The organism is Variovorax sp. PMC12, from assembly GCF_003019815.1.
GTDB lineage: Bacteria > Pseudomonadota > Gammaproteobacteria > Burkholderiales > Burkholderiaceae_C > Variovorax.
Genome location: NZ_CP027773.1, coordinates 970,085 through 990,432, shown reverse-complemented (window position 1 = coordinate 990,432; position 20,348 = coordinate 970,085). Strand labels below are relative to the sequence as shown.

The window sequence follows — 20,348 nt, the reverse complement described above, 5'->3', positions numbered from 1 at the left end:
CGTCAGTCCTCCCGGGTTCCGAGAAGACCCTTGGGCCTGAAGATGAGGATCAGCACCAGGAACAGGTACGGAAGAATGGGCGCCACCTGCGAGATGGTGAGCTTGAGCAGCTCGTAGCCGAAGGTCTGGTCGGTCACGGCCACGCCGAGCGCCTGCAGGCCGGTCGCGAGCGACTGGTCCATGGCCACCGCGAAGGTCTGCACGATGCCGATGATCAGCGAGGCCAGGAATGCACCCGCCAGCGAGCCCATGCCGCCGACCACCACCACCACGAAGATGATGGAGCCGACCGAACCCGCCATGGCCGGCTCGGTGACGTAGGTGTTGCCGCCGACCACGCCAGCCAGCCCCGCCAGCGCGGCGCCGCCGCCGAACACCAGCATGAACACGCGCGGCACGTTGTGGCCCAGCGCCTCGACCATGTCGGGGTGCTTCAGCGCCGCCTGGATGACCAGCCCGATGCGGGTGCGCGTGAGCAGCAGCCACACGGACAACAGCATCAGCACCGCCACCAGCATGATGAACGAGCGCGACTTGGGGAACTGCGTGCCGTAGAGCGTGAAGAGCGGCCCCTGCAGCGCCGTCGGCAGGCCATAGGGCACCGTGGAACGGCCCCACACCAGCTGCACGATTTCGAGAATGAGGTACGAAAGACCGAACGTCACCAGCAGCTCGGGCACGTGGCCGAACTTGTGGACGCGGCGCAGGCAGTAGCGCTCGAAGGCCGCGCCCAGCACGAACACCAGCAGCGGCGCGATGAAGAGTGCCGGCCAGAAGCCGACGATGCCCGACAGCGTGTAGGCGAAGTAGGCGCCCAGCATGTAGAAGCTGGCGTGCGCGAAATTGAGCACGCCCATCATGCTGAAGATCAGCGTGAGGCCAGAGCTCAGCATGAACAACAGCAAGCCGTAGCTCACGCCGTTGAGCAGCGAGATGACGAAGAATTCGACGTTCATCGGTCTTTCGTGTCAGGTAAAAAAGAAAAAGGCCCGAGTGTTGAAGTCGGGCCTCGACCGCGTTGGCGCGCTCCCGAAATCAGGAGGGGCGCTTCATCTGGCAGCTGGTGGGCGTGCTGGCCACGTAGGCGTCGTAGTACTTCACGGGTGCCAGCGTGTAGCCGGTGTTCTCCGGGCTGTACGGGTACTTGGCGCTGGCCTTTTCCCAGCGGGCGATGTACAGGCCCTGCTGCAGCTGGTGGTCGGCCTTGCGCAGTTCGACGTCGCCGTTGAAGCTCTTGAACTTCATGCCTTCCATGGCGGCGGCCACCTTGACGGGGTCGGTCGACTTGGTCTTCACGAAGGCTTCGGTCAGGGCCTGGAACACGGTGTAGATGTCGGTGGTGTAGAGGTCGTCGTTGAACTTCTTCTTGAAGTCTTCGGCGTACTTCTGCATGTCGCCGCCCATGTTGTAGTGGGCATAGCCGACCTGGTAGACCTTGCCGTCGGACGCCGCGCCCATGGCGGTCGGCGTGCCGGTGGTCACGGCGTAGTAGGTATAGAACTTGACGTTCAGGCCCGAGTCGTTGGCGGACTTGATGAGCAGCGCGAGGTCGGAGCCCCAGTTGCCGGTGATGACGGTATCGGCGCCGGAAGCCTTGATTTTCGCGATGTACGGCGCGAAGTCGCGCACCTGCGCGAGCGGATGCAGGTCGTCGCCGACGATCTGGATGTCTGGGCGCTTGTGCTTCAGGTCTTCCTTGGCGAACTTGGAAACCTGCTGGCCGTGCGCATAGTTCTGGCCGATGATGTAGACCTTCTTGATGTCCGGCTGGTCCTTCATGTAGGTGGTCAGCGCTTCCATCTTCATCGACGTGTCGGCGTCGAAGCGGTACTGCCAGTAGCTGCACTTGCTGTTGGTCAGGTCGGGGTCGACGGCCGCATAGTTCAGGTACAGCGCTTCCTTGCCGGGGTTGCGCGCATTGTTCTTCTCGAGCGCATCGATGATGGCCAGCGCAGGGCCGGAGCCGTTGCCCTGCACGATGTAGCGCGCGCCCTGGTCGAGGGCCGAGCGCAGTGCGCTGGTGGTCTCCTGCGGGCTGAGCTTGTTGTCGATGCCGATGATCTCGAACTTCACGCCGGCGGCGTTCTTCTTGTTGAACTCTTCGGCGAAGAACTGGAAGGTCTTGAGCTGATTCGTCCCGACCGCGGCCATGAGGCCCGACAGCGGGTCGAGCCATGCGATCTTGACGGTTTCACCCTTCTGGGCGAGGGCACCGGTGGCGGTGGCCGCAATGACGGCTGCGGCAGCGATTTTCAGAGCGAAATTCAATCTATATCTCCTGGTCAAACCGAATCAGAACCGAATCAAAACGCTGTACGAGCGTACAAGCGATTGCAGCCCCTCCCCTCAGGGAATGCCCGTAAGAGCGAGGCCGCGAGGGGCCGTTTCTATCGCGCATGCGACAGCGCGGCGCCCGAATTGCTACCCGCGGGTAGACCGCTGCTACCAGCGGGTAGAAATGCTGGAGCGGACTCGCGCCAGGACGCCTCAGGGACGCTTCATCTGGCAGGTGGTGGGCGTGCTTGCCACGTACGACTCGTAGTACTTCACGGGCACGTTGGTGTAGCCGGTGTTCTCCGCGTCGTAGGGGTACTTGGCGCTGGCCTTTTCCCAGCGCGAGATGTACAGGCCCTGCTGCAGCTGGTGGTCGGACTTGCGCATCTCGACCTCGCCGTTGAAGCTCTTGATCTTCATGCCTTCCAGCGCCGCCGCCACCTTGACCGGATCGGTCGACTTCGTCTTGGCGAAGGCCGCGTCGAGCAGCGCGAACACGTGATAGATCGACGACTGCGTCAGGTCGTCGTTCATGCGCTTCTTGTAGCCGTTGAGCAGCTGCTGGATCTCGCCGCCCATGTTGTAGTGGGCGTAGGCCACGGTGTAGACCTTGCCGTCCGAAGTGGCCCCCATGGCCGTGGGGGTACCGGCGCCCGGCGCGTAGTAAGTGAGGAACTTGACGTTCAGGCCCGAGTCGTTGGCCGCCTTGATGAGCAGCGACAGGTCGGAGCCCCAGTTGCCGGTGATGACGGTGTCGGCGCCCGAGGCCTTGATCTTGGCGATGTAGGGCGAGAAGTCGCGCACTTGCGCCAGCGGGTGCAGGTCTTCGCCAACGATCTGGATGTCGGGGCGCTTGACCTTCAGGTCTTCCTTGGCGAACTTGGCCACCTGCACGCCGTGGGCGTAGTTCTGGCCGAGCAGGTAGACCTTCTTGATGTCGGGCTGATCCTTCATCCAGGTGGTCAGCGCCTCCATCTTCATGGAGGTGTCGGCGTCGACCCGGAAGTGCCAGTAGCTGCACTTGCTGTTGGTCAGGTCGGGGTCGACCGCCGCGTAGTTCATGTACAGCAACTCCTTGCCGGGGTTGCGCGAATTGTTCTTCTCGATGGCGTCGATGATGGCCAGCGCCGGGCCGGAGCCGTTGCCCTGCATGATGTAGCGGGCGCCCTGGTCCTGCGCCGAGCGCAGCGCAGCGGTGGTCTCCTGCGGGCTGAGCTTGTTGTCGAGCGCGATGATCTCGAACTTCACGCCCGACTGGTTCTTCTTGTTGAACTCCTCGGCAAGGAATTGCGTGGTCTTGAGCTGGTTGGTGCCGACCGCGGCCATGAGGCCGGACAGAGGGTCGAGCCAGGCGATCTTGACGGTCTCGCCCTTTTGCGCGAATGCAGCGGTAACGCTCACCAACATGGCGCAGGCAGCTACTGACTTGATAGCAAATTGCATGAGGAGTCTCCAGTTTCGTTATGCGGGATCGCAGCGTACAAGCGCCCTTTTTTTCACCGCACAGGGATTGCCCGCAAGGAAAGCCGCCGGGGCGGCTTTCCTATCGCGTGCGCGACAGTGCGGCAGGGCTTTGCCTGTGTTTTCAGAGTGTGGGCAGCTTGTAGTCCTTGAGCAGCTCGCGCAGCTTGGTCTTCAGGATCTTGCCGGTGGCGCCCAGCGGAATGGCCTCGACGAACACAACGTCGTCTGGGATCTGCCACTTGGCGGTCTTGCCCTCGTAGAACTTCAGCAGCTCCTCGCGCGTGACTTCGGCGCCCGGCTTCTTCGCGACGGCGATGACGGGCCGCTCGTCCCACTTGGGATGGAACACGCCGATGCACGCGGCCATGGCCACGGCCGGGTGCGCGACGGCGATGTTCTCGATGTCGATGGAGCTGATCCACTCGCCGCCGGACTTGATCACGTCCTTGCTGCGGTCGGTGATCTGCAGGTAGCCCTCGGCGTCGATGGTGGCGACGTCGCCGGTGGGGAACCAGCCGCGGTTGCGCGCATCGGGAATGAGCGGATCGCCGCCCTCGCCCTTGAAGTATTCCTTGACGATCCACGGGCCCTTCACCAGCAGGTCGCCGAAGGCCTTGCCGTCCCAGGGCAGCTCGTTGCCGTCGCCGTCGACGATCTTCATGTCGACGCCGAAGATCGCGCGGCCCTGCTTCATGCGGATCTTGAGCTGGGCGTCCGGCGGCAGCGACAGGTGCTTGTTCTTCAGCGTGCAGAGCGTGCCCAGCGGGCTCATCTCGGTCATGCCCCAGGCATGCAGCACCTCGACGTCGTACTTCTCCTGGAACGCCGTGATCATGGCCGGCGGGCAGGCCGACCCGCCGATGACGGTGCGGTCCAGCTTGCTGAACTTCAGGCCGTTGGTCTGCATGTGGCCCAGCAGCATCTGCCACACGGTGGGCACGCCCGCCGCGAAGGTCACGCCTTCGGCCTCGATCAGGTCGTACACCGACTTGCCGTCGAGCGCCGGGCCGGGGAACACCAGCTTGCAGCCCACCAGCGCGGCCGAGTACGGAATGCCCCAGGCGTTGACGTGGAACATGGGCACCACCGGCAGCACGGAGTCGCGCGCCGACAGGCGCATGACGTCGGGCAGCGCCGCGGCATACGCATGCAGCAGCGTGGAGCGGTGGCTGTAGAGCGCGGCCTTCGGGTTGCCCGTGGTGCCGCTCGTGTAGCACATGCTCGACGCGGAGTTCTCGTCGAAGCTGGGCCATTCGTAGTCGGTGGGCTGCGCGCCCATCCAGCTCTCGTAGCTCACCAGGCCGGGCACGCCGCTGTCGGCCGGCAGCTTGTCGGCATCACACAGTGCAACCCATTTCCGGATCGTGGGACATTTGGCGTGCACCGCCTGCACCAGAGGCAGGAAGCTCAGGTCGAAGCACAGGATCTGGTCTTCGGCGTGGTTGGCGATCCAGGCGATCTGGTCGGGGTGCAGGCGCGGGTTGATGGTGTGCAGCACGCGGCCGCTGCCGCTCACGCCGTAGTACAGCTCCAGGTGGCGATAGCCGTTCCAGGCCAGGGTCGCGACGCGGTCGCTGAACAGCAGCTGCTCGCCGTCCAGCGCATTGGCCACCTGCCTGGCGCGCGATGCGATGTCGCTCCAGGTGCAGCGGTGGATATCGCCCTCGACACGGCGCGAGACGATCTCGCCGTCGCCATGGTGGCGCTCGGCGAACTCGATCAGCGACGAGATCAAAAGCGGTTGGTCTTGCATCAAACCCAGCATCTACGGACTCCTATGTGAAATGACTTCATGAAAACTTGCGGACAACGGATTCACGCAAGCTTCGGCCACTTCCACAATGACACAAACCCGCACTGCAAGATTGAACGGAGCGGCTCATTGCACCGGGGTGATCCTGATGTCCGTGGGCGTGGCGTCCAGCAGCAGTTGCGAAGGCCACGGCGCCCAGGTCGCACCAAGTTCGGGCGTGTTCGGATCGCCCTTGCGCATGAAGGCCCCGATGCTGGCCATGACGGCCTTCGACAGCGCGAGCCGCCCTTTCTCGTTGGCCTTGCCGCCGATGGAGCTCGACAGCACCGACGGGCCGAAGTTGCCGAACACGAACGGCAGGTCGAAGGCGTGCGAGGCCCCGTACACGTCGTTCCACGGCGAAGCCTCCTGCGACCAGTCGAGGCGGTAGTGCCAGATGTTCGACTGGCGCGTCTTCATCGTGTCGAGCAGGTTGTCGCGGTTGGCCTCGAACAGGCCCTTCGTGATGAGCGCGGTGGCCGCGTTGTAGCCGGTGCCGGCCTTGTCTACCGGAAGGTAGAACGGATCGATGATGTCGTTCACCGTGAGCGTGGGCGCGGCATCGGGGTCGAAGTTGAACATCAGCGAGAAGCGCTGGGCGTCGTTGACGATCCAGCCCGAGGTCGGAAAGCCGATGGTCCCCAGCAGCGAGGCGAAGAGCTTGCCCTCGTCGCGCGTGTTGCCCGCGAGCATGGGCACCTTCACGTACCGGTCGGCCGCGATGGCGCCGATGGGGTCGGTCGGGATCACGGTGCCATCGGGAATCGGCGCGACCGAGCCGAGCCCGGCCGCCGCCACCTTGCCCAGCAGCGCACCGCCGTCCTGCGCCCGCAGGTACTCTGCGATCTGGGCCGGCGTGCGGGTGGCGATGTAGGCCTTGGCTGCGGTTTCGTCGGCAGCTGTGCCGTCGGCCACGAGCAGCTTCTCCAGGATGGCCGCGCCCTGCGCGAGCGAAGCCGAGGCCGGCGAGAGCGAAGGCAGCGTGCCGGGCGGCAGGTTGGTCGCGAGCGAAATGCCGCCGCTCATCTCGAAGGCCTTGTGGAACAGGCCCTTGGCCATCGGCGAAGTCATGACCGACAGCAGGTTGGTGGCGCCTGCCGACTCGCCCGACAGCGTGACGTTGCCCGGATCGCCGCCGAAGTTGGAAACGTTGTCCGCAATGAAGCGCAGCGCCGCCATGTTGTCCAGCAGCGCGAAGTTGCCCGAGTCATCGCCCTGCGTGCCGCCGGGTTTCAGCTGCGGAATGTTCAGGAAGCCCAGGATGCCGAGGCGGTAGCTGGCGGTGATGACCACCGCGTTGGCGGTCTTGGCCAGCTTGGCGCCGTCGTACAGCGGGTCGGCCGTATAGCCGGAGATGTTGCTGCCGCCATGGATGAACAACAGCACCGGCAGGTTCTTCTCGGACGTCGCCGGGCGCCAGATGTTGACGAACAGGCAGTCTTCGCTGCCGACCGGCTTTCCGAGGTTGGTGCCGATGGTGGCGTCGTAAGTGTTGTTGAGGCCGGGGCTGAAGATGCGGCCAATCTGCAGGCAGGCAGTGCCGAATCTGGCGGCCGGGCGGATGCCGCTCCAGGCTTCGGGCGCAACCGGCGCACGCCAGCGCAGCGCGCCCACCGGTGCCTTGGCGAAGGGGACCCCCTTCCAGTAATAGGTGCCAGAGCCGGCGCTGTCGTCCACGCCTTCGATCTTGCCGGCCGTGGTCTGGCGCACCATCGGGCCGTCGGCCGGAGGCGGGGCCGCGGGCGCGGGGGCTGGCGCCGGCGCAGGCGCAGCCGGCAGGAAGGCGAAGCCGGGCGAACCGGACGATCCGCCGCCGCAGGCCGAGAGCGCTGCCAGGGCCGCGACGGCGACCACTGCGGCGGCGGCCCTGGCTATCGCTGTCCTTGCCGCCGCGCCCTGGTCTTGCGTCGTTGTCTCTGCATTCATGTTTTTGTCTCCACACCGGGTTAATCGGAATTCCTTGCCTGGCGCACGGCACCCATACTCCGGGCCGCCGAGCACGCAAAAAAATTCTAGAAACCGGCGTCGTTTTCATCGCTATCGCAAGGAAGCCAAACGAATGACTTCAGGAGCCTCCCTGTCGCACCGCCAGCGCGGGCCGCAACGCCGGTCCGGCGGCATGCCGCAGCCGGAACTGCGCACCAGCTCCGCCGCGTGGCTCGAAGGCGTGCTGTCGATGTTCGAGGCCGAAGGACTGGACGTGCCTTCGCTGCTGCTGGAGGCCGGCTTCGACCCCGAGTCCCTGCACCGGCAGAACGCACGCATCCCCGTCGACGAGATCACGGTGCTGTGGCAGCTGGCCGTGGCGCGCGCCGCCCGGCCCACGCTGGGCCTGCATCGCGACCTGGCCGCCACGCACAGCAAGCTGGGCACGGTGGGCCATGCCATGTCTTGTAGCCCCACGCTCGGGGCTGCGCTCACGCGGCTGGCGCGCTACATGGCGGTGATCTCCGACGCGACAGCTTTCTCGCTGCACCCCGAGCCGCGCGGCTGCTGGCTGGCGATGGAACACACCGGCGGCAGCCTGCCGATTCCGCGCCAGCGCGTCGAATACGCCCTGCTGACAACGCTCATGCAATGCCAGTGGCTCACGCGGCGCGACCTGCAGCCGCTGGCCATGGAGTTCGTCTACCCCTCGCCGGCCGACGACCGGCCGCACCGCGAGGCCTTCGGTTGCGAGGTGCGTTTCAACGCGCCGGCCAACAGGCTGCTGCTGTCGGCCGCCGACCTGGCCCTGCCGCTGCCCACCCATCACGAGACGCTGGGCGAGCTGCAGGAGCACCTGCTCGACGATCAGCTCGACCTGCTGGGCCAGACCACCACCAGCAGCCTCGTCTGCGCCGAGATCGCGCGCCGGCTGCAACACGGCGAGCCGCGCCGGCAGGACGTGGCATCGGGCCTGGGCCTGGCCGAGCGCACCCTGCAGCGCAGGCTCCAGGAGGAGTCGGTGTCGTTCCAGGGCTTGCTGGACCGCACCCGCCGCGAACTTGCGCAGCAGTACCTGGCGGAAGACCGCCATACGCTGACCGACGTCGCGGACATGCTGGGCTTCGTCGACACGAGCAACTTCTTCCGCGCCTGCAAGCGCTGGTTCGGCGTGCCGCCGGCGCAGTACCGGGCACGCATCTGGGACAGCCCCGCGCCGCTCGCCGCCTGAACGGCCACCCCGATGGCCCCCGCGGCAAGGGGTTTCGCGCTCTGCCGGACAATCCGCGCATGAGCTTGCTTGCTGAAGACACCCCGGTCGCCGACCTGGGACTGCGCTGGAAACCCGGCTTCTCCAACCTGGGCCCCGCGTTTTTCACCGAACTGCGGCCGACGCCCCTGCCCGATCCGTACTGGGTGGGGCGCAGCGAGGCCGTTGCGCGCGAACTCGGCCTGCCGCCCGGCTGGCATGAGTCGGGCGACACGCTGGCCGCACTGACGGGCAGCATGCCCATTGCGGGCACCCGCCCCTTTGCAACCGTGTACAGCGGCCACCAGTTCGGCGTGTGGGCCGGCCAGTTGGGAGACGGGCGCGCCATCATGATCGGCGAGACCGACGGCGGGCTCGAAGTGCAGCTGAAGGGCGCGGGGCGCACGCCCTACTCCCGCGGCGGCGACGGCCGCGCGGTGCTGCGCTCCAGCATCCGCGAATTCCTCTGCAGCGAGGCGATGCACGGGCTGGGCATTCCGACCACGCGCGCCCTCAGCGTGACCGGCTCCGACGCCCGGGTGCGCCGCGAGGAGCTCGAAAGCGCAGCGGTCGTGGCACGCGTGGCGCCCAGCTTCGTGCGCTTCGGCCACTTCGAGCACTTTGCCGCCAACCAGCGCGAAGACGAATTGCGCGCGCTGGCCGACTACGTCATCGACCGCTACTACCCGGACTGCCGCAATACCGGGCGCTTCAACGGCAATGCGTACGCCGCATTCCTGGAGGCAGTGAGCGAGCGCACCGCCGCCCTGCTCGCGCAATGGCAGGCCGTGGGCTTCTGCCACGGCGTGATGAACACCGACAACATGAGCATCCTGGGGCTCACCATCGACTACGGGCCGTTCCAGTTCCTCGACGGCTTCGATCCGCGCCATATCTGCAACCACAGCGACACCAGCGGCCGCTACGCCTTCAACCAGCAGCCCAACGTCGCGTACTGGAACCTGTTCTGCCTGGCGCAGGCGCTGCTGCCCCTGATCGGCGACCAGGAAATCGCCGTGGCCGCGCTGGAGTCTTACAAGAGCGTGTTCCCCAGCGAGTTCGAGGGCCGCATGCGCGCCAAGCTGGGCCTGGCTGACGCGGCCGAGGGCGACCGCCCGCTCGTCGAAGGCGTGCTCAAGCTGCTGGCCGCGGGCAAGGTCGACTACACGATCTTCTGGCGCCGGCTGTCGAACTACATGGCCGACGGCAAGCTCGAGCCGGTGCGCGACCTGTTCCTGGACCGCGAGGGCTTCGATGCCTGGCTGCTATTGTTTTCGGAGCGCCATGCGGCGTCCGACCGGGCGAGAGTGGCGGGCCTGATGCTTCGGTCGAACCCCAAGTTCGTGCTGCGGAACCACCTCGGACAGCAAGCCATCGAAGCAAGTCAGCAAAAAGACAACTCAGGTGTGGCAACCTTGCTGGCTCTGCTCGAGTCCCCATTTGAAGAACATCCCGGCGCCGATGCTTATGCCGGCTTCCCGCCCGACTGGGCCTCCACGATCGAAATCAGCTGCTCATCATGACCACTCCCGTACAGAAAACCGACGCCGAATGGAAAGCCCTGCTCGCTGAAAAAGGCGCCGAACCCGCCGCCTTCGAAGTGACGCGTCACGCCGCCACCGAACGCCCCTTCACCGGCAAGTACGAAGCCCACTGGGACGACGGCACCTACCACTGCGTGTGCTGCGGCGCCAAGCTGTTCGAGTCTTCGACCAAGTTCGACGCCGGTTGCGGCTGGCCCAGCTTCTCCGAAGAAGCGGTGCCCGGCGCCATCAGGAACATCATCGACCGTTCGCACGGCATGGTCCGCACCGAGAACGTCTGCGCCAATTGCGGCGCCCACCTGGGCCACGTGTTTCCCGACGGCCCGACCGAGACCGGCCTGCGCTACTGCATGAACTCGGCTTCGCTCGACTTCCAGAAAAAGGCCGACTGAGCCGCTCCGAATGAAACTGATCCTCGACTTCTTCCCGATCCTGCTGTTCTTCGGCGCCTACAAGCTGGCCGACATCTACACGGCCACCGGCGTGCTGATGGCCGCCACCGTGGTGCAGATGGCCATCATCTACGCCATGGAGCGCAAGTTGCAGGCCATGCAGAAGGCCACGCTGGTGCTGATCCTGCTGTTCGGCACGCTCACGCTGGCGCTGCACGACGACCGCTTCATCAAGTGGAAGCCGACCGTGCTGTACGGCGCAATGGCGCTCGCGCTGGCCGTGGCGCTCTGGGCGCTGAAGAAGAACTTCCTGAAGATGCTGCTGGGCCAGCAGCTCGAGCTGCCCGAGCGCATCTGGGGCCGCCTGAACGTGGCGTGGATCGGCTATTGCCTGTTCATGGCCGCCATCAACGGCTATGTGGCGGCGTACTTCACGACCGAGGCCTGGGTCAACTTCAAGCTCTGGGGCTACGTGTTTCCCATCGTCTTCCTGGTGGCGCAAGGCCTGTACATCGCGCCGCACCTGAAGAACGACGACAAGCCCACCGCATGACGAGCAACACCACCACCGCACTCCTGCCCACGGCGGCCGACCTCGAGGCCGCGCTGCGCGAGGCGCTGGCCCCCACGCAGCTCGAAGTGATCGACGAAAGCGCCGCCCACGCCGGCCATTCGGGCGCCAATGCGCAAGGCCGCGGCACCCATTTCCGGGTCCGCATCGCCTCGCCCCGGTTCGAGGGAAAGCCCCGCGTGGCGCGGCATCGGCTTGTGTATGATGCCCTCCAAGTTTTTATCGCACAGGGTCTGCACGCCATCGCCATCGAGGTGCTCTGAGTCGTCCAAGGGGCCGCGCGCCACGCCCGATGTGGTTGCAGCGGCTGCCGTGCCATCCCGCCGTTTTCTTCCCTATCCCTGCTTTCTTTCCCGCGCCTTTTCCTACACGCGCATTTCCTTTCCAGCTCGATATTCATTCCATGAAAAAACAAATCTTGCAGGCCGTCGCGGCCGCAGTGCTGCTCGGTGCCATTCCCATGGCCGCGCTCGCACAGAACGCAGCCATCGTGAACGGCAAGCCGGTGCCCAAGGCCCGCATGGACGTTCTGGCCCAACAGCTGGCCGCCGCCGGCCGCCCGGTGACGCCTGAAATGCAAGGCCAGCTGCGCGAGGAAATCGTGGCGCGCGAAGTGTTCATGCAGGAAGCCCAGAAGCAGGGCCTGGACGCCAGCGAGGACTACAAGAACCAGCTCGAACTCGCCCGCCAGGCCATCCTGATCCGCGCGCTCTTCGACAACTACCGCAAGAACAACCCCGTCTCGGACGCCGACGTGAAGGCCGAGTACGACAAGTTCGTCGCGGCCAACGGCGGCAAGGAATACAAGGCGCGCCACATCCTGGTCGAAACCGAAGACCAGGCCAAGAAGATCATGGCCGACCTGAAGAAGGGCGCCAAGTTCGAAGACATCGCCAAGAAGCAGAGCAAGGACCCGGGATCGGGCGCCAACGGCGGCGACCTCGACTGGGCCAACCCCGCGAGCTTCGTGCCCGAGTTCTCGGAAGCCATGATCAAGCTCAAGAAGGGCGAGACCACCCCCGCCCCGATCAAGACCCAGTTCGGCTGGCACATCATCCGCGTCGACGACATCCGCCAGGCTCAACTGCCGAAGCTGGAAGAAGTGAAGCCGCAGATCACGCAGCAGCTGCAGCAGCAGCGCCTCCAAAAGTACCAGGAAGACCTGCGCGCGAAGGCGAAAGTGGAATAACCCCCAGGCTTCGCGCACTTCGTGTCGCTACGCCCACCCCCTTGCAGGGGGCAACACCTGCGGCCCGGCGAAGCCGGTTCCGCGGTGTTCTGGAAATGAAAAAAGCGGCCCGCGGGCCGCTTTTTCGTGGGCGTCCTTATTTCAGATCGCCCAGGTGCCGAAGTTGTCGCCCGGGCGGTCAAGCACGACGAAAGCCTGCCAGATCCTCGATCCGCGCCGCTTCCAGCACGTGCCGGCTTCCCGGGTGATCGAGGTCGAGCATCTGCTTCAGCCCACCCAGCGACGCGCGTTGCGCCAGATCTGCATCCAGGGGCTCAGGTCGCTCTTGTCGCCCGAGGTCCAGCTCATCTGGATGTTGCGGAACACGCGCTCCGGGTGCGGCATCACCGCGGTGAAGCGGCCGTCCGGCGTCGTGACCGAGGTCAGGCCGCCCGCGCTGCCGTTCGGGTTGAACGGGTATTGCTCGGTCGGCTGGCCGTGGTTGTCGACGAAGCGCATCGCGCCGATGGCCTTGGCGGCGTCGCCGCGGTGCTTGAAGTTGGCGTAACCCTCGCCGTGCGCCACCGCGATCGGCAGGCGGCTGCCGGCCATGCCCGCGAAGAAGATGCTCGGCGACTCGAGCACTTCGACCATCGACAGGCGCGCCTCGAAGCGCTCGCTCTGGTTGGTGGTGAAACGCGGCCAGGCCTCCGCACCCGGAATGATGTCGGCCAGCTCGGCGAACATCTGGCAGCCGTTGCACACGCCCAGGCCGAAGGTGTCGGCGCGGCCGAAGAAGGTCTTGAACTGCTCGGCCAGCTTCGGGTTGAAGGTGATGCTGCGCGCCCAGCCGATGCCGGCGCCCAGCGTGTCGCCGTAGCTGAAGCCGCCGCAGGCGACCACGCCCTTGAAGTCGGCGAGGTCCGCGCGGCCCGTCTGCAGGTCGGTCATGTGGACGTCGAAGGCTTCGAAGCCGGCTTCGGTGAAGGCGTAGGCCATCTCGACGTGCGAGTTGACGCCCTGCTCGCGCAGGATCGCGACCTTGGGGCGCGACTGCAGGATTGCGGGCGCAACAGCGGAGCCGGTTTGCGCATTCGGCAGGAACACGTGCATGCCCGGATCGTTCGGCACGCCGGCTGCGGCGTGCTCGGCATCGGCGCAGGCGGGGTTGTCGCGCTCGCGGGCGATCTTCCAGCTGACCGAGTCCCAGACCTGCTGCAGGTCGTGCAGGCTGGCGCTGAACACCGACTTGGCATCACGCCAGACTTCGACCTTGCCCTTGCCCGCATCCATGGGCGAGCTGGCGGGGCGGGTCTTGCCGACGAAGTGGCTGTGCGTGCTGAGGCCGTGGGCGCGCAGCACCTGCATGACATCGTTGCGCTCGGCGGTGCGCACCTGCAGCACCATGCCCAGCTCTTCGTTGAACAGCGCCTTGAGCGTGAGCTCCTCGCGCCGCGCGCTGACCTGCTGCGCCCAGTTCTTGGCGTCGCCGGTTTCCATGCGGCTGTCGGAAATGCCGTCACCTTCGGTGACCAGCATGTCGACGTTCAGCGCCACGCCCACATGGCCGGCAAAGGCCATTTCGCAGGCGGTGGCGAACAGGCCGCCGTCGCTGCGGTCGTGCATCGCGAGGATCTTGCCGTCGGCGCGCAGCGCGTTCACGGCATTGACCAGCGCCACCAGCTGCGCCGGATCGTCGAGGTCGGGCACCGTGTCGCCGCTCTGGTTGAGCGTCTGCGCCAGGATGCTGCCGGCCATGCGGTGCTTGCCCTGGCCCAGGTCGATCAGCACCAGCGTGGTGTCGGCCTCGTCGGCGTCGAGCTGCGGCGTGAGCGTGCCGCGCACGTCGGCCAGCGTGGCGAAGGCGCTGACGATCAGGCTCACGGGCGACGTGACCTTCTTGGCTTCGCTGCCGTCCTTCCACTGCGTGCGCATCGACAGCGAATCCTTGCCGACCGGAATCGACACGCCCAGCGCCGGGCACAGCTCCAGGCCCACGGCCTTGACGGTTTGGTACAGCGCGGCGTCTTCGCCGGGCTCGCCGCAGGCGGCCATCCAGTTGGCCGACAGCTTCACGCGCGAAAGTTCGATGGGGGCGGCCAGCAGGTTGGTGATGGCTTCGGCCACGGCCATGCGGCCCGAGGCCGGTGCGTCGAGCGCGGCCAGCGGCGTGCGCTCGCCCATGCTCATGGCTTCGCCGGCAAAGCCCTTGTAGTCGGCCAGCGTCACGGCGCAGTCGGCCACGGGCACCTGCCACGGGCCGACCATCTGGTCGCGATGGCTCAGGCCGCCCACGGTGCGGTCGCCGATGGTGATGAGGAAGCGCTTCGACGCCACGGTCGGATGCGCGAGCACGTCGATGGCGGCCTTCTGCAGGTCGATGCCCGTCAGGTCGAGCGGCTTGAAGGTGCGCGCCACGGTCTTCACGTCGCGGTGCATCTTGGGCGGCTTGCCGAGCAGCACGTCCATCGGCATGTCGACGGGCTGCACCTCGGCGCCTTCGTCGGCCACCAGCAGCTGGCGCTCTTCGGTCGCCACGCCGACCACCGAGAACGGGCAACGCTCGCGCTCACAGAAGGCCTTGAACTGCTCGAGCGATTCCGGCGCGATGGCCAGCACGTAGCGCTCCTGGCTTTCGTTGCACCAGATTTCCTTCGGCGCCATGCCCGATTCTTCGAGCGGCACGGCGCGCAGGTCGAAGCGCGCGCCACGGCCGGCGTCGTTGGTGAGTTCGGGGAAGGCGTTGCTCAGGCCGCCGGCGCCCACGTCGTGGATCGCCAGGATGGGGTTGGCCGCGCCCTGCTGCCAGCAGTGGTTGATGACCTCCTGCGCGCGGCGCTCGATTTCGGGATTGCCGCGCTGCACCGAATCGAAGTCGAGCTCGGCCGCGTTGGCGCCGGTGGCCATCGAGCTGGCGGCGCTGCCGCCCATGCCGATGCGCATGCCGGGGCCGCCGAGCTGGATCAGCAGCGAGCCGGCCGGGAACTGGATCTTCCTGGTCTGGGTGGCGTCGATGCTGCCGAGGCCGCCCGCGATCATGATGGGCTTGTGGTAGCCGCGCTGCACGGTGTCGAGGTCGCTCGCCACCGTCTGCTCGTATTCGCGGAAATAGCCCAGCAGGTTGGGACGGCCGAACTCGTTGTTGAACGCGGCGCCGCCCAGCGGGCCCTCGGTCATGATCTGCAGCGGGCTGGCGATGTGCTCGGGCTTGCCGTAGTGGACGTCTTCAGGCCACAGCTTCGACACGGTGAAGCCGGTCAGGCCGGCCTTGGGCTTGGAGCCGCGGCCGGTGGCGCCTTCGTCGCGGATCTCGCCGCCAGCGCCGGTCGAGGCGCCGGGGAAAGGCGAAATGGCGGTCGGGTGGTTGTGCGTCTCGACCTTCATCAGCACATGGCTCAGGGCGCTATCTTTTTGATAGCTCTGCGAGCCGCTGGCGGGGATGAAGCGCTCGATGGTCGCGCCTTCCATCACCGAGGCGTTGTCGGCATAGGCGATGACCGTGTGCTGCGGGTTCTGCTTCTCGGTGTGGCGGATCATCGAGAACAGGCTCTGCGGCTGCGCCTGGCCGTCGATGGTGAAGTCCGCGTTGAAGATCTTGTGGCGGCAGTGTTCGCTGTTGGCCTGCGCGAACATCATCAGCTCGACGTCGCTGGGGTTGCGGCCCAGGCGGGTGAAGGCGTCCACCAGGTAGTCGATTTCGTCCTCGGCCAGCGCCAGGCCGAAGCCGGTGTTGGCGGCCACCAGCGCAGTGCGGCCGCCGGCCAGCACGTCGACCTGCGCCATCGGCTGCGCCGGAAGCTCGCTGAACAGGCTGGCCGCCTGCTCGACCGTGGCCAGCACCGATTCGGTCATGCGGTCGTGCAGCGGGCCGGCCGCGGCGGCCAGCTGGTCGCCTTCCAGCACGGGGGCCTTGCCGATCAGCGGGGCCTTGAGCTTCAGGTGGTACTGGGTGACGCGCTCGACCCGGCGCAGCGCCAGGCCGCAGTTGTGGGCGATGTCGGTAGCCTTTGAGGCCCACGGCGACACGGTGCCCAGCCGCGGCGTGACCACCACCGAGGTGCCCGCCTTGGCCGGCGCCTCGAAGGGCTCGCCGTAGGTCAGCAGCGCGGCAAAGCGCTCGCGGTCGTCCGTGCCGAGCGCCGCATCGGTCACGACCAGGTGCACGAAACGGGCCGAAATGCCCTCGATGCGCGGCTCGATGGCCTGCAGCTTCGGCAGCAGCTGGCGTGCGCGGAAATCGCTGAGTGCGCTGCCGCCCTCGAACATGGTTACGACAGGAAGGGCTTGAGGTGCGGGCTGCGTCACGGTCGATGGGGCCTCGGGGGCCGCGTTGGGAATCAAGGAACAAAGGCGAATGACCGCTGACTGGGGTCATCCGCGTTAACCCGGGATTTTAGCCGGGCCGATGGGATAATTCGGGGATGAGCATTAACTACAAAGACGCTGCGGGCATCGAAGCCATGCGGGTCGCCTGCCGCCTGGCCTCCGAGGTGCTGGACTACCTCACCCCCTTCATCAAGCCCGGCATCACGACCAACGATGTCGACCGGCTGGCCGCCGAATACATGGTCAAGCAGGGCACCACCTCGGCCACGGTGGGCTACATGGGCGCCAGCAGCGTCCCGTTCCCGAAGTCGCTGTGCACCTCGGTGAACCACGTGGTGTGCCACGGCATTCCCAACGACAAGCCCCTGAAGAAGGGCGACATCATGAACGTCGACGTGACCGTCATCAAGGACGGCTGGTTCGGCGACAACAGCCGCATGTACGTGATCGGCGACGCCTCCATCGCCGCCAAGCGCCTGTGCAGCATCACCTTCGAGGCCATGTGGCACGGCATCCTGCAGGTACGCCCCGGCGCGCACCTGGGCGACGTGGGCCACGCGATCCAGAAGTTCGCCGAAGGCCAGGGCTTCTCGGTGGTGCGCGAGTTCTGCGGCCACGGCGTGGGCCAGCGCTTCCACGAAGAACCCCAGGTGCTGCACTACGGCCGCCCGGGAACCATGGAAGAACTCAAGCCCGGCATGATCTTCACCATCGAGCCCATGATCAACGCCGGCAAGCGCGACGTGAAGGAAGACTTCAAGGGCGGCCAGTACGACGGGTGGACCATCGTCACGCGCGACCATTCGCTGTCGGCCCAGTGGGAGCACACGGTGCTGGTTACCGAGACCGGCTACGAGGTGCTGACGCTCTCCGCCGGCAGCCCTCCGCTGCCCTCCTTCGTCACCTCGACCAAAACCTGACGCGCGCACGCGTTCCCCGGCCGTGATCGAAGCAGCCAAGATCGACGTGGCGACGCTGCGCGAAGCCTATCGCGCGAAGAAGCTCGCGCTTTTCGACACCCTGCGCTTTGCGCGCGCGCCCACGCGCAGCGTGCACACGGTGCTGCGCCAGCTCTCGGCGCTGGCGGACGAAACACTGTGCGCACTGTGGCGCGAGGCCGATTTCGGCGACGCGCTCTCGCTGGCCGCAGTTGGCGGCTTCGGGCGCGGCGAGCTGTTTCCGTATTCCGACGTCGACGTGCTGCTGCTGCTGCCGCCCGAAGGCCACGAGAACGCGGTCGACCCGGCCCGCATCGAGGCCTTCATCGGCCATTGCTGGGACGCCGGCCTCGAAATCGGCTCCAGCGTGCGCACAGTCGACGAATGCCTGGCCGAGGCCGAGAAAGACGTCACCGTGCAGACCTCGCTGCTCGAGGCACGGCTGATCGCCGGCGACAAGAAGCTCTTCACCGCCTTTCGCCGCCGCTTCGCCCGCGCCATCGATCCGCAGGCTTTCTTCGTGGCCAAGTCGCAGGAAATGCGGCACCGGCACCAGAAGTTCGACAACACGCCCTACGCGCTGGAGCCGAACTGCAAGGAATCGCCCGGCGGCCTGCGCGACCTGCAGACGATTTTGTGGATGACCAAGGCTGCCGGCTACGGCAGCCGCTGGGACGACCTGGCCAAGAACGGCCTGGCCACCTCCTTCGAAGCCCAGCAGATCAAGCGCAACGAGGCCCTGCTCTCGCTCATCCGCGCCCGGCTCCACGTGATCGCCAACCGCCGTGAAGACCGGCTGGTGTTCGACCTGCAGACCGCCGTGGCGGCCAGCTTCGGCTATGAGAGCGAGTCGCAGCGCAAGTCGAGCGAGGCGCTCATGCGCCGCTACTACTGGGCCGCCAAGGCGGTGTCGCAGCTCAACCAGATCCTGCTGCTCAACATTTCCGAGCGCCTGCAGCCCAGCGACGAGCGGCACACGCCGATCAACGAGCGCTTCTACGAGCGCGCCGGCCTCATCGAGATCGGCAGCGACGACCTGTACGAGCGCGAGCCGCACGCAGTGCTCGAGACCTTCCTGCTCTACCAGAAGACCATCGGCGTGCAGGGCCTGTCGGCGCGCACGCTGCGTGCGCTCTACAACGCGCGCCATGTGATGGACAGCAAGTTTCGCAACGACCCGGTCAACCACGAGACCTTCATGCGGATCCTGCAGCAGCCCTATGGCATCACGCATGCCTTCAGGCTGATGAACCAGACCTCGGTGCTGGGGCGCTACCTGCGGGTGTTCCGCAGCATCGTGGGGCAGATGCAGCACGACCTGTTCCACGTGTACACGGTCGACCAGCACATCCTGATGGTGCTGCGCAACGTGCGGCGCTTCTTCATTGCCGAACATGCGCACGAGTACCCGTTCTGCTCGCAGCTCGCGGCCGGCTGGGACAAGCCCTGGATCCTGTACGTGGCGGCCCTGTTCCACGACATCGCCAAGGGCCGCGGCGGCGACCACTCCACGCTTGGCGCGCGCGACGTGCAGCGCTTCTGCAAGCAGCACGGCATTGCCCGCGAAGACGCCAGGCTCATCGAATTCCTCGTGGCCGAGCACCTGGTGATGAGCCAGGTCGCCCAGAAGCAGGACCTGAGCGACCCCGAGGTCATCAGCGCCTTCGCCAGGCGCGTGGGCAACGAGCGTTACCTCACGGCGCTCTACCTGCTGACCATCGCCGACATCCGCGGCACCTCGCCGCGCGTGTGGAATGCCTGGAAGGGCAAGCTGCTCGAGGACCTGTATCGCTACACGCTGCGCGCGCTCGGCGGCCGCATGCCCGACCCGGACGCCGAGGTCGAGTCGCGCAAGCGCGAGGCGCTGGTGCAGCTGGCCCTGCACGCCCAGCGCTTCGAAGCGCACAAGGCCCTGTGGGACACGCTCGACGTGGGCTACTTCATGCGCCACGACGCCACCGAGATCGCCTGGCACGCCAAGCAGCTCTCGCGCTTCGTGCCGCCCAAGGGCGTGCCGATCGACCCGAAGGCGCCGCCCATCGTGCGCGCGCACCTGTCGCCGGTGGGCGAAGGCCTGCAGGTGGTCGTCTACACGCCCGACCAACCCGACCTTTTTGCGCGCATCTGCGGCTATTTCGATCAGTCGTCCTTCAGCATCCTGGACGCCAAGGTGCACACCACCAGCGACGGCTACGCGCTGGACACCTTCCAGGTGGTGACCACCTTCCTGCCCGACCACTACCGCGACCTGATCAGCATGGTCGAGTCGGGCCTGGCGCAGACGCTCACCGAGGCCGGCGCCCTGCCCCCGCCCAGCATGGGCCGGGTGTCGCGCCGGGTGCGCAGCTTCCCCATCAAGCCGCGCATCAGCCTGCTGCCCGACGACAAGGCCCAGCGCTGGCTGCTCAACATATCGGCCAGCGACCGGGCCGGGCTGCTGTACTCGGTGGCCCGGGTGCTGGCGCGCCACCACCTGAACCTGCAGCTCGCCAAGGTGACGACGCTCGGCGAACGTGTGGAAGACACCTTCCTCATCAGCGGCCCCGAGCTGCAGGGGCAGAAAACCCAGCTGGCCATCGAGACCGAGCTGATGGAAGCGCTGGCGTCCTGAGCCGCAGGTTTTTCGGGCGCCGCGGCCGGTCTGGCGCTACTTTCGTACAACGAAAGCCTGAAGCCTTGGCGCATCGCCGTCAAAATGTGGGCT

The 20,348-nt window shown here is 66.4% G+C and carries 14 protein-coding genes; 8 read left to right on the top strand and 6 right to left on the bottom strand.

Translation table 11 applies throughout. From position 1 onward, the window contains the following. Positions 1–2 precede the first annotated feature (2 nt). The 5 genes from C4F17_RS04550 to C4F17_RS04530 all read right to left on the bottom strand — a co-directional run bounded on the left by C4F17_RS04550 (position 3) and on the right by C4F17_RS04530 (position 7,456). On the bottom strand, positions 3–956 hold the full coding sequence (locus C4F17_RS04550; RefSeq protein ID WP_106934421.1) for a branched-chain amino acid ABC transporter permease: 954 nt from the start codon (positions 954–956) through the stop codon (positions 3–5). A gap of 79 nt (positions 957–1,035) precedes the next feature. Beyond that, positions 1,036–2,268 carry a branched-chain amino acid ABC transporter substrate-binding protein gene (locus tag C4F17_RS04545; RefSeq protein ID WP_081269443.1) on the bottom strand — a complete coding sequence of 411 codons (1,233 nt, stop codon included), beginning with the start codon at positions 2,266–2,268 and terminating at the stop codon, positions 1,036–1,038. 219 nt (positions 2,269–2,487) lie between these two features. Further along, positions 2,488–3,717, bottom strand: coding sequence for a branched-chain amino acid ABC transporter substrate-binding protein (locus tag C4F17_RS04540; RefSeq protein ID WP_081269442.1), 1,230 nt, complete (start codon positions 3,715–3,717; stop codon positions 2,488–2,490). 142 nt (positions 3,718–3,859) lie between these two features. Then, complete coding sequence (locus C4F17_RS04535) at positions 3,860–5,503, bottom strand: 3-(methylthio)propionyl-CoA ligase (protein WP_081269441.1); 1,644 nt, start codon at positions 5,501–5,503, stop codon at positions 3,860–3,862. A 114-nt stretch (positions 5,504–5,617) separates the two neighbouring features. Then, on the bottom strand, positions 5,618–7,456 hold the full coding sequence (locus C4F17_RS04530) for a carboxylesterase/lipase family protein (protein ID WP_106934420.1): 1,839 nt from the start codon (positions 7,454–7,456) through the stop codon (positions 5,618–5,620). Positions 7,457–7,607: 151 nt separating this feature from the next. Here C4F17_RS04530 and C4F17_RS04525 point away from each other — a divergent pair, with 151 nt between their 5' ends. From C4F17_RS04525 to C4F17_RS04500, 6 genes are all read left to right on the top strand, one after another. Further along, the gene (locus tag C4F17_RS04525; RefSeq protein ID WP_106937436.1) at positions 7,608–8,687 is read left to right on the top strand and encodes an AraC family transcriptional regulator; all 1,080 of its coding nucleotides are present in this window, start codon (positions 7,608–7,610) and stop codon (positions 8,685–8,687) included. Between the two features lie 59 nt (positions 8,688–8,746). After that, the gene (locus C4F17_RS04520) at positions 8,747–10,228 is read left to right on the top strand and encodes a protein adenylyltransferase SelO (protein ID WP_106934419.1); all 1,482 of its coding nucleotides are present in this window, start codon (positions 8,747–8,749) and stop codon (positions 10,226–10,228) included. Continuing rightward, a complete protein-coding gene (gene msrB, locus C4F17_RS04515) occupies positions 10,225–10,641 on the top strand; it encodes a peptide-methionine (R)-S-oxide reductase MsrB (RefSeq protein ID WP_081269438.1) in 417 nt (138 codons plus the stop codon). The genes C4F17_RS04520 and msrB overlap by 4 nt, the downstream gene beginning before the upstream one ends. Before the next feature lie 10 nt (positions 10,642–10,651). Continuing rightward, positions 10,652–11,194 carry a septation protein A gene (locus C4F17_RS04510; protein ID WP_081269437.1) on the top strand — a complete coding sequence of 181 codons (543 nt, stop codon included), beginning with the start codon at positions 10,652–10,654 and terminating at the stop codon, positions 11,192–11,194. Next, positions 11,191–11,475, top strand: coding sequence for a BolA family protein (locus tag C4F17_RS04505; protein WP_081269436.1), 285 nt, complete (start codon positions 11,191–11,193; stop codon positions 11,473–11,475). The genes C4F17_RS04510 and C4F17_RS04505 overlap by 4 nt, the downstream gene beginning before the upstream one ends. A gap of 140 nt (positions 11,476–11,615) precedes the next feature. Next, on the top strand, positions 11,616–12,401 hold the full coding sequence (locus tag C4F17_RS04500) for a peptidylprolyl isomerase (protein ID WP_081269435.1): 786 nt from the start codon (positions 11,616–11,618) through the stop codon (positions 12,399–12,401). A gap of 267 nt (positions 12,402–12,668) precedes the next feature. Here the strand turns inward: C4F17_RS04500 and purL are convergent, their stop codons facing one another. Beyond that, complete coding sequence (gene purL / locus C4F17_RS04495; protein WP_106934418.1) at positions 12,669–16,646, bottom strand: phosphoribosylformylglycinamidine synthase; 3,978 nt, start codon at positions 16,644–16,646, stop codon at positions 12,669–12,671. A 155-nt stretch (positions 16,647–16,801) separates the two neighbouring features. Here purL and map point away from each other — a divergent pair, with 155 nt between their 5' ends. Both map and C4F17_RS04485 read left to right on the top strand, forming a co-directional pair. Further along, positions 16,802–17,626 (top strand): type I methionyl aminopeptidase, encoded by an 825-nt coding sequence (gene map, locus C4F17_RS04490; RefSeq protein ID WP_081269432.1) that lies wholly within the window; start codon positions 16,802–16,804, stop codon positions 17,624–17,626. 22 nt (positions 17,627–17,648) lie between these two features. Then, the gene (locus C4F17_RS04485; protein WP_106934417.1) at positions 17,649–20,255 is read left to right on the top strand and encodes a [protein-PII] uridylyltransferase; all 2,607 of its coding nucleotides are present in this window, start codon (positions 17,649–17,651) and stop codon (positions 20,253–20,255) included. The last annotated feature ends 93 nt before the right edge of the window (positions 20,256–20,348 follow it).

Bases quoted from the DNA above. Each gene is read 5' to 3' on its own strand.
- C4F17_RS04550 (WP_106934421.1), bottom strand. From the start codon at position 956: ATGAACGTCGAATTCTTCGTCATCTCGCTGCTCAACGGCGTGAGCTAC.
- C4F17_RS04540 (WP_081269442.1), bottom strand. From the start codon at position 3,717: ATGCAATTTGCTATCAAGTCAGTAGCTGCCTGCGCCATGTTGGTGAGC.
- C4F17_RS04535 (WP_081269441.1), bottom strand. From the start codon at position 5,503: ATGCTGGGTTTGATGCAAGACCAACCGCTTTTGATCTCGTCGCTGATC.
- C4F17_RS04530 (WP_106934420.1), bottom strand. From the start codon at position 7,456: ATGAATGCAGAGACAACGACGCAAGACCAGGGCGCGGCGGCAAGGACA.
- C4F17_RS04520 (WP_106934419.1), top strand. From the start codon at position 8,747: ATGAGCTTGCTTGCTGAAGACACCCCGGTCGCCGACCTGGGACTGCGC.
- msrB (WP_081269438.1), top strand. From the start codon at position 10,225: ATGACCACTCCCGTACAGAAAACCGACGCCGAATGGAAAGCCCTGCTC.
- C4F17_RS04510 (WP_081269437.1), top strand. From the start codon at position 10,652: ATGAAACTGATCCTCGACTTCTTCCCGATCCTGCTGTTCTTCGGCGCC.
- C4F17_RS04505 (WP_081269436.1), top strand. From the start codon at position 11,191: ATGACGAGCAACACCACCACCGCACTCCTGCCCACGGCGGCCGACCTC.
- C4F17_RS04500 (WP_081269435.1), top strand. From the start codon at position 11,616: ATGAAAAAACAAATCTTGCAGGCCGTCGCGGCCGCAGTGCTGCTCGGT.
- purL (WP_106934418.1), bottom strand. From the start codon at position 16,646: ATGTTCGAGGGCGGCAGCGCACTCAGCGATTTCCGCGCACGCCAGCTG.
- map (WP_081269432.1), top strand. From the start codon at position 16,802: ATGAGCATTAACTACAAAGACGCTGCGGGCATCGAAGCCATGCGGGTC.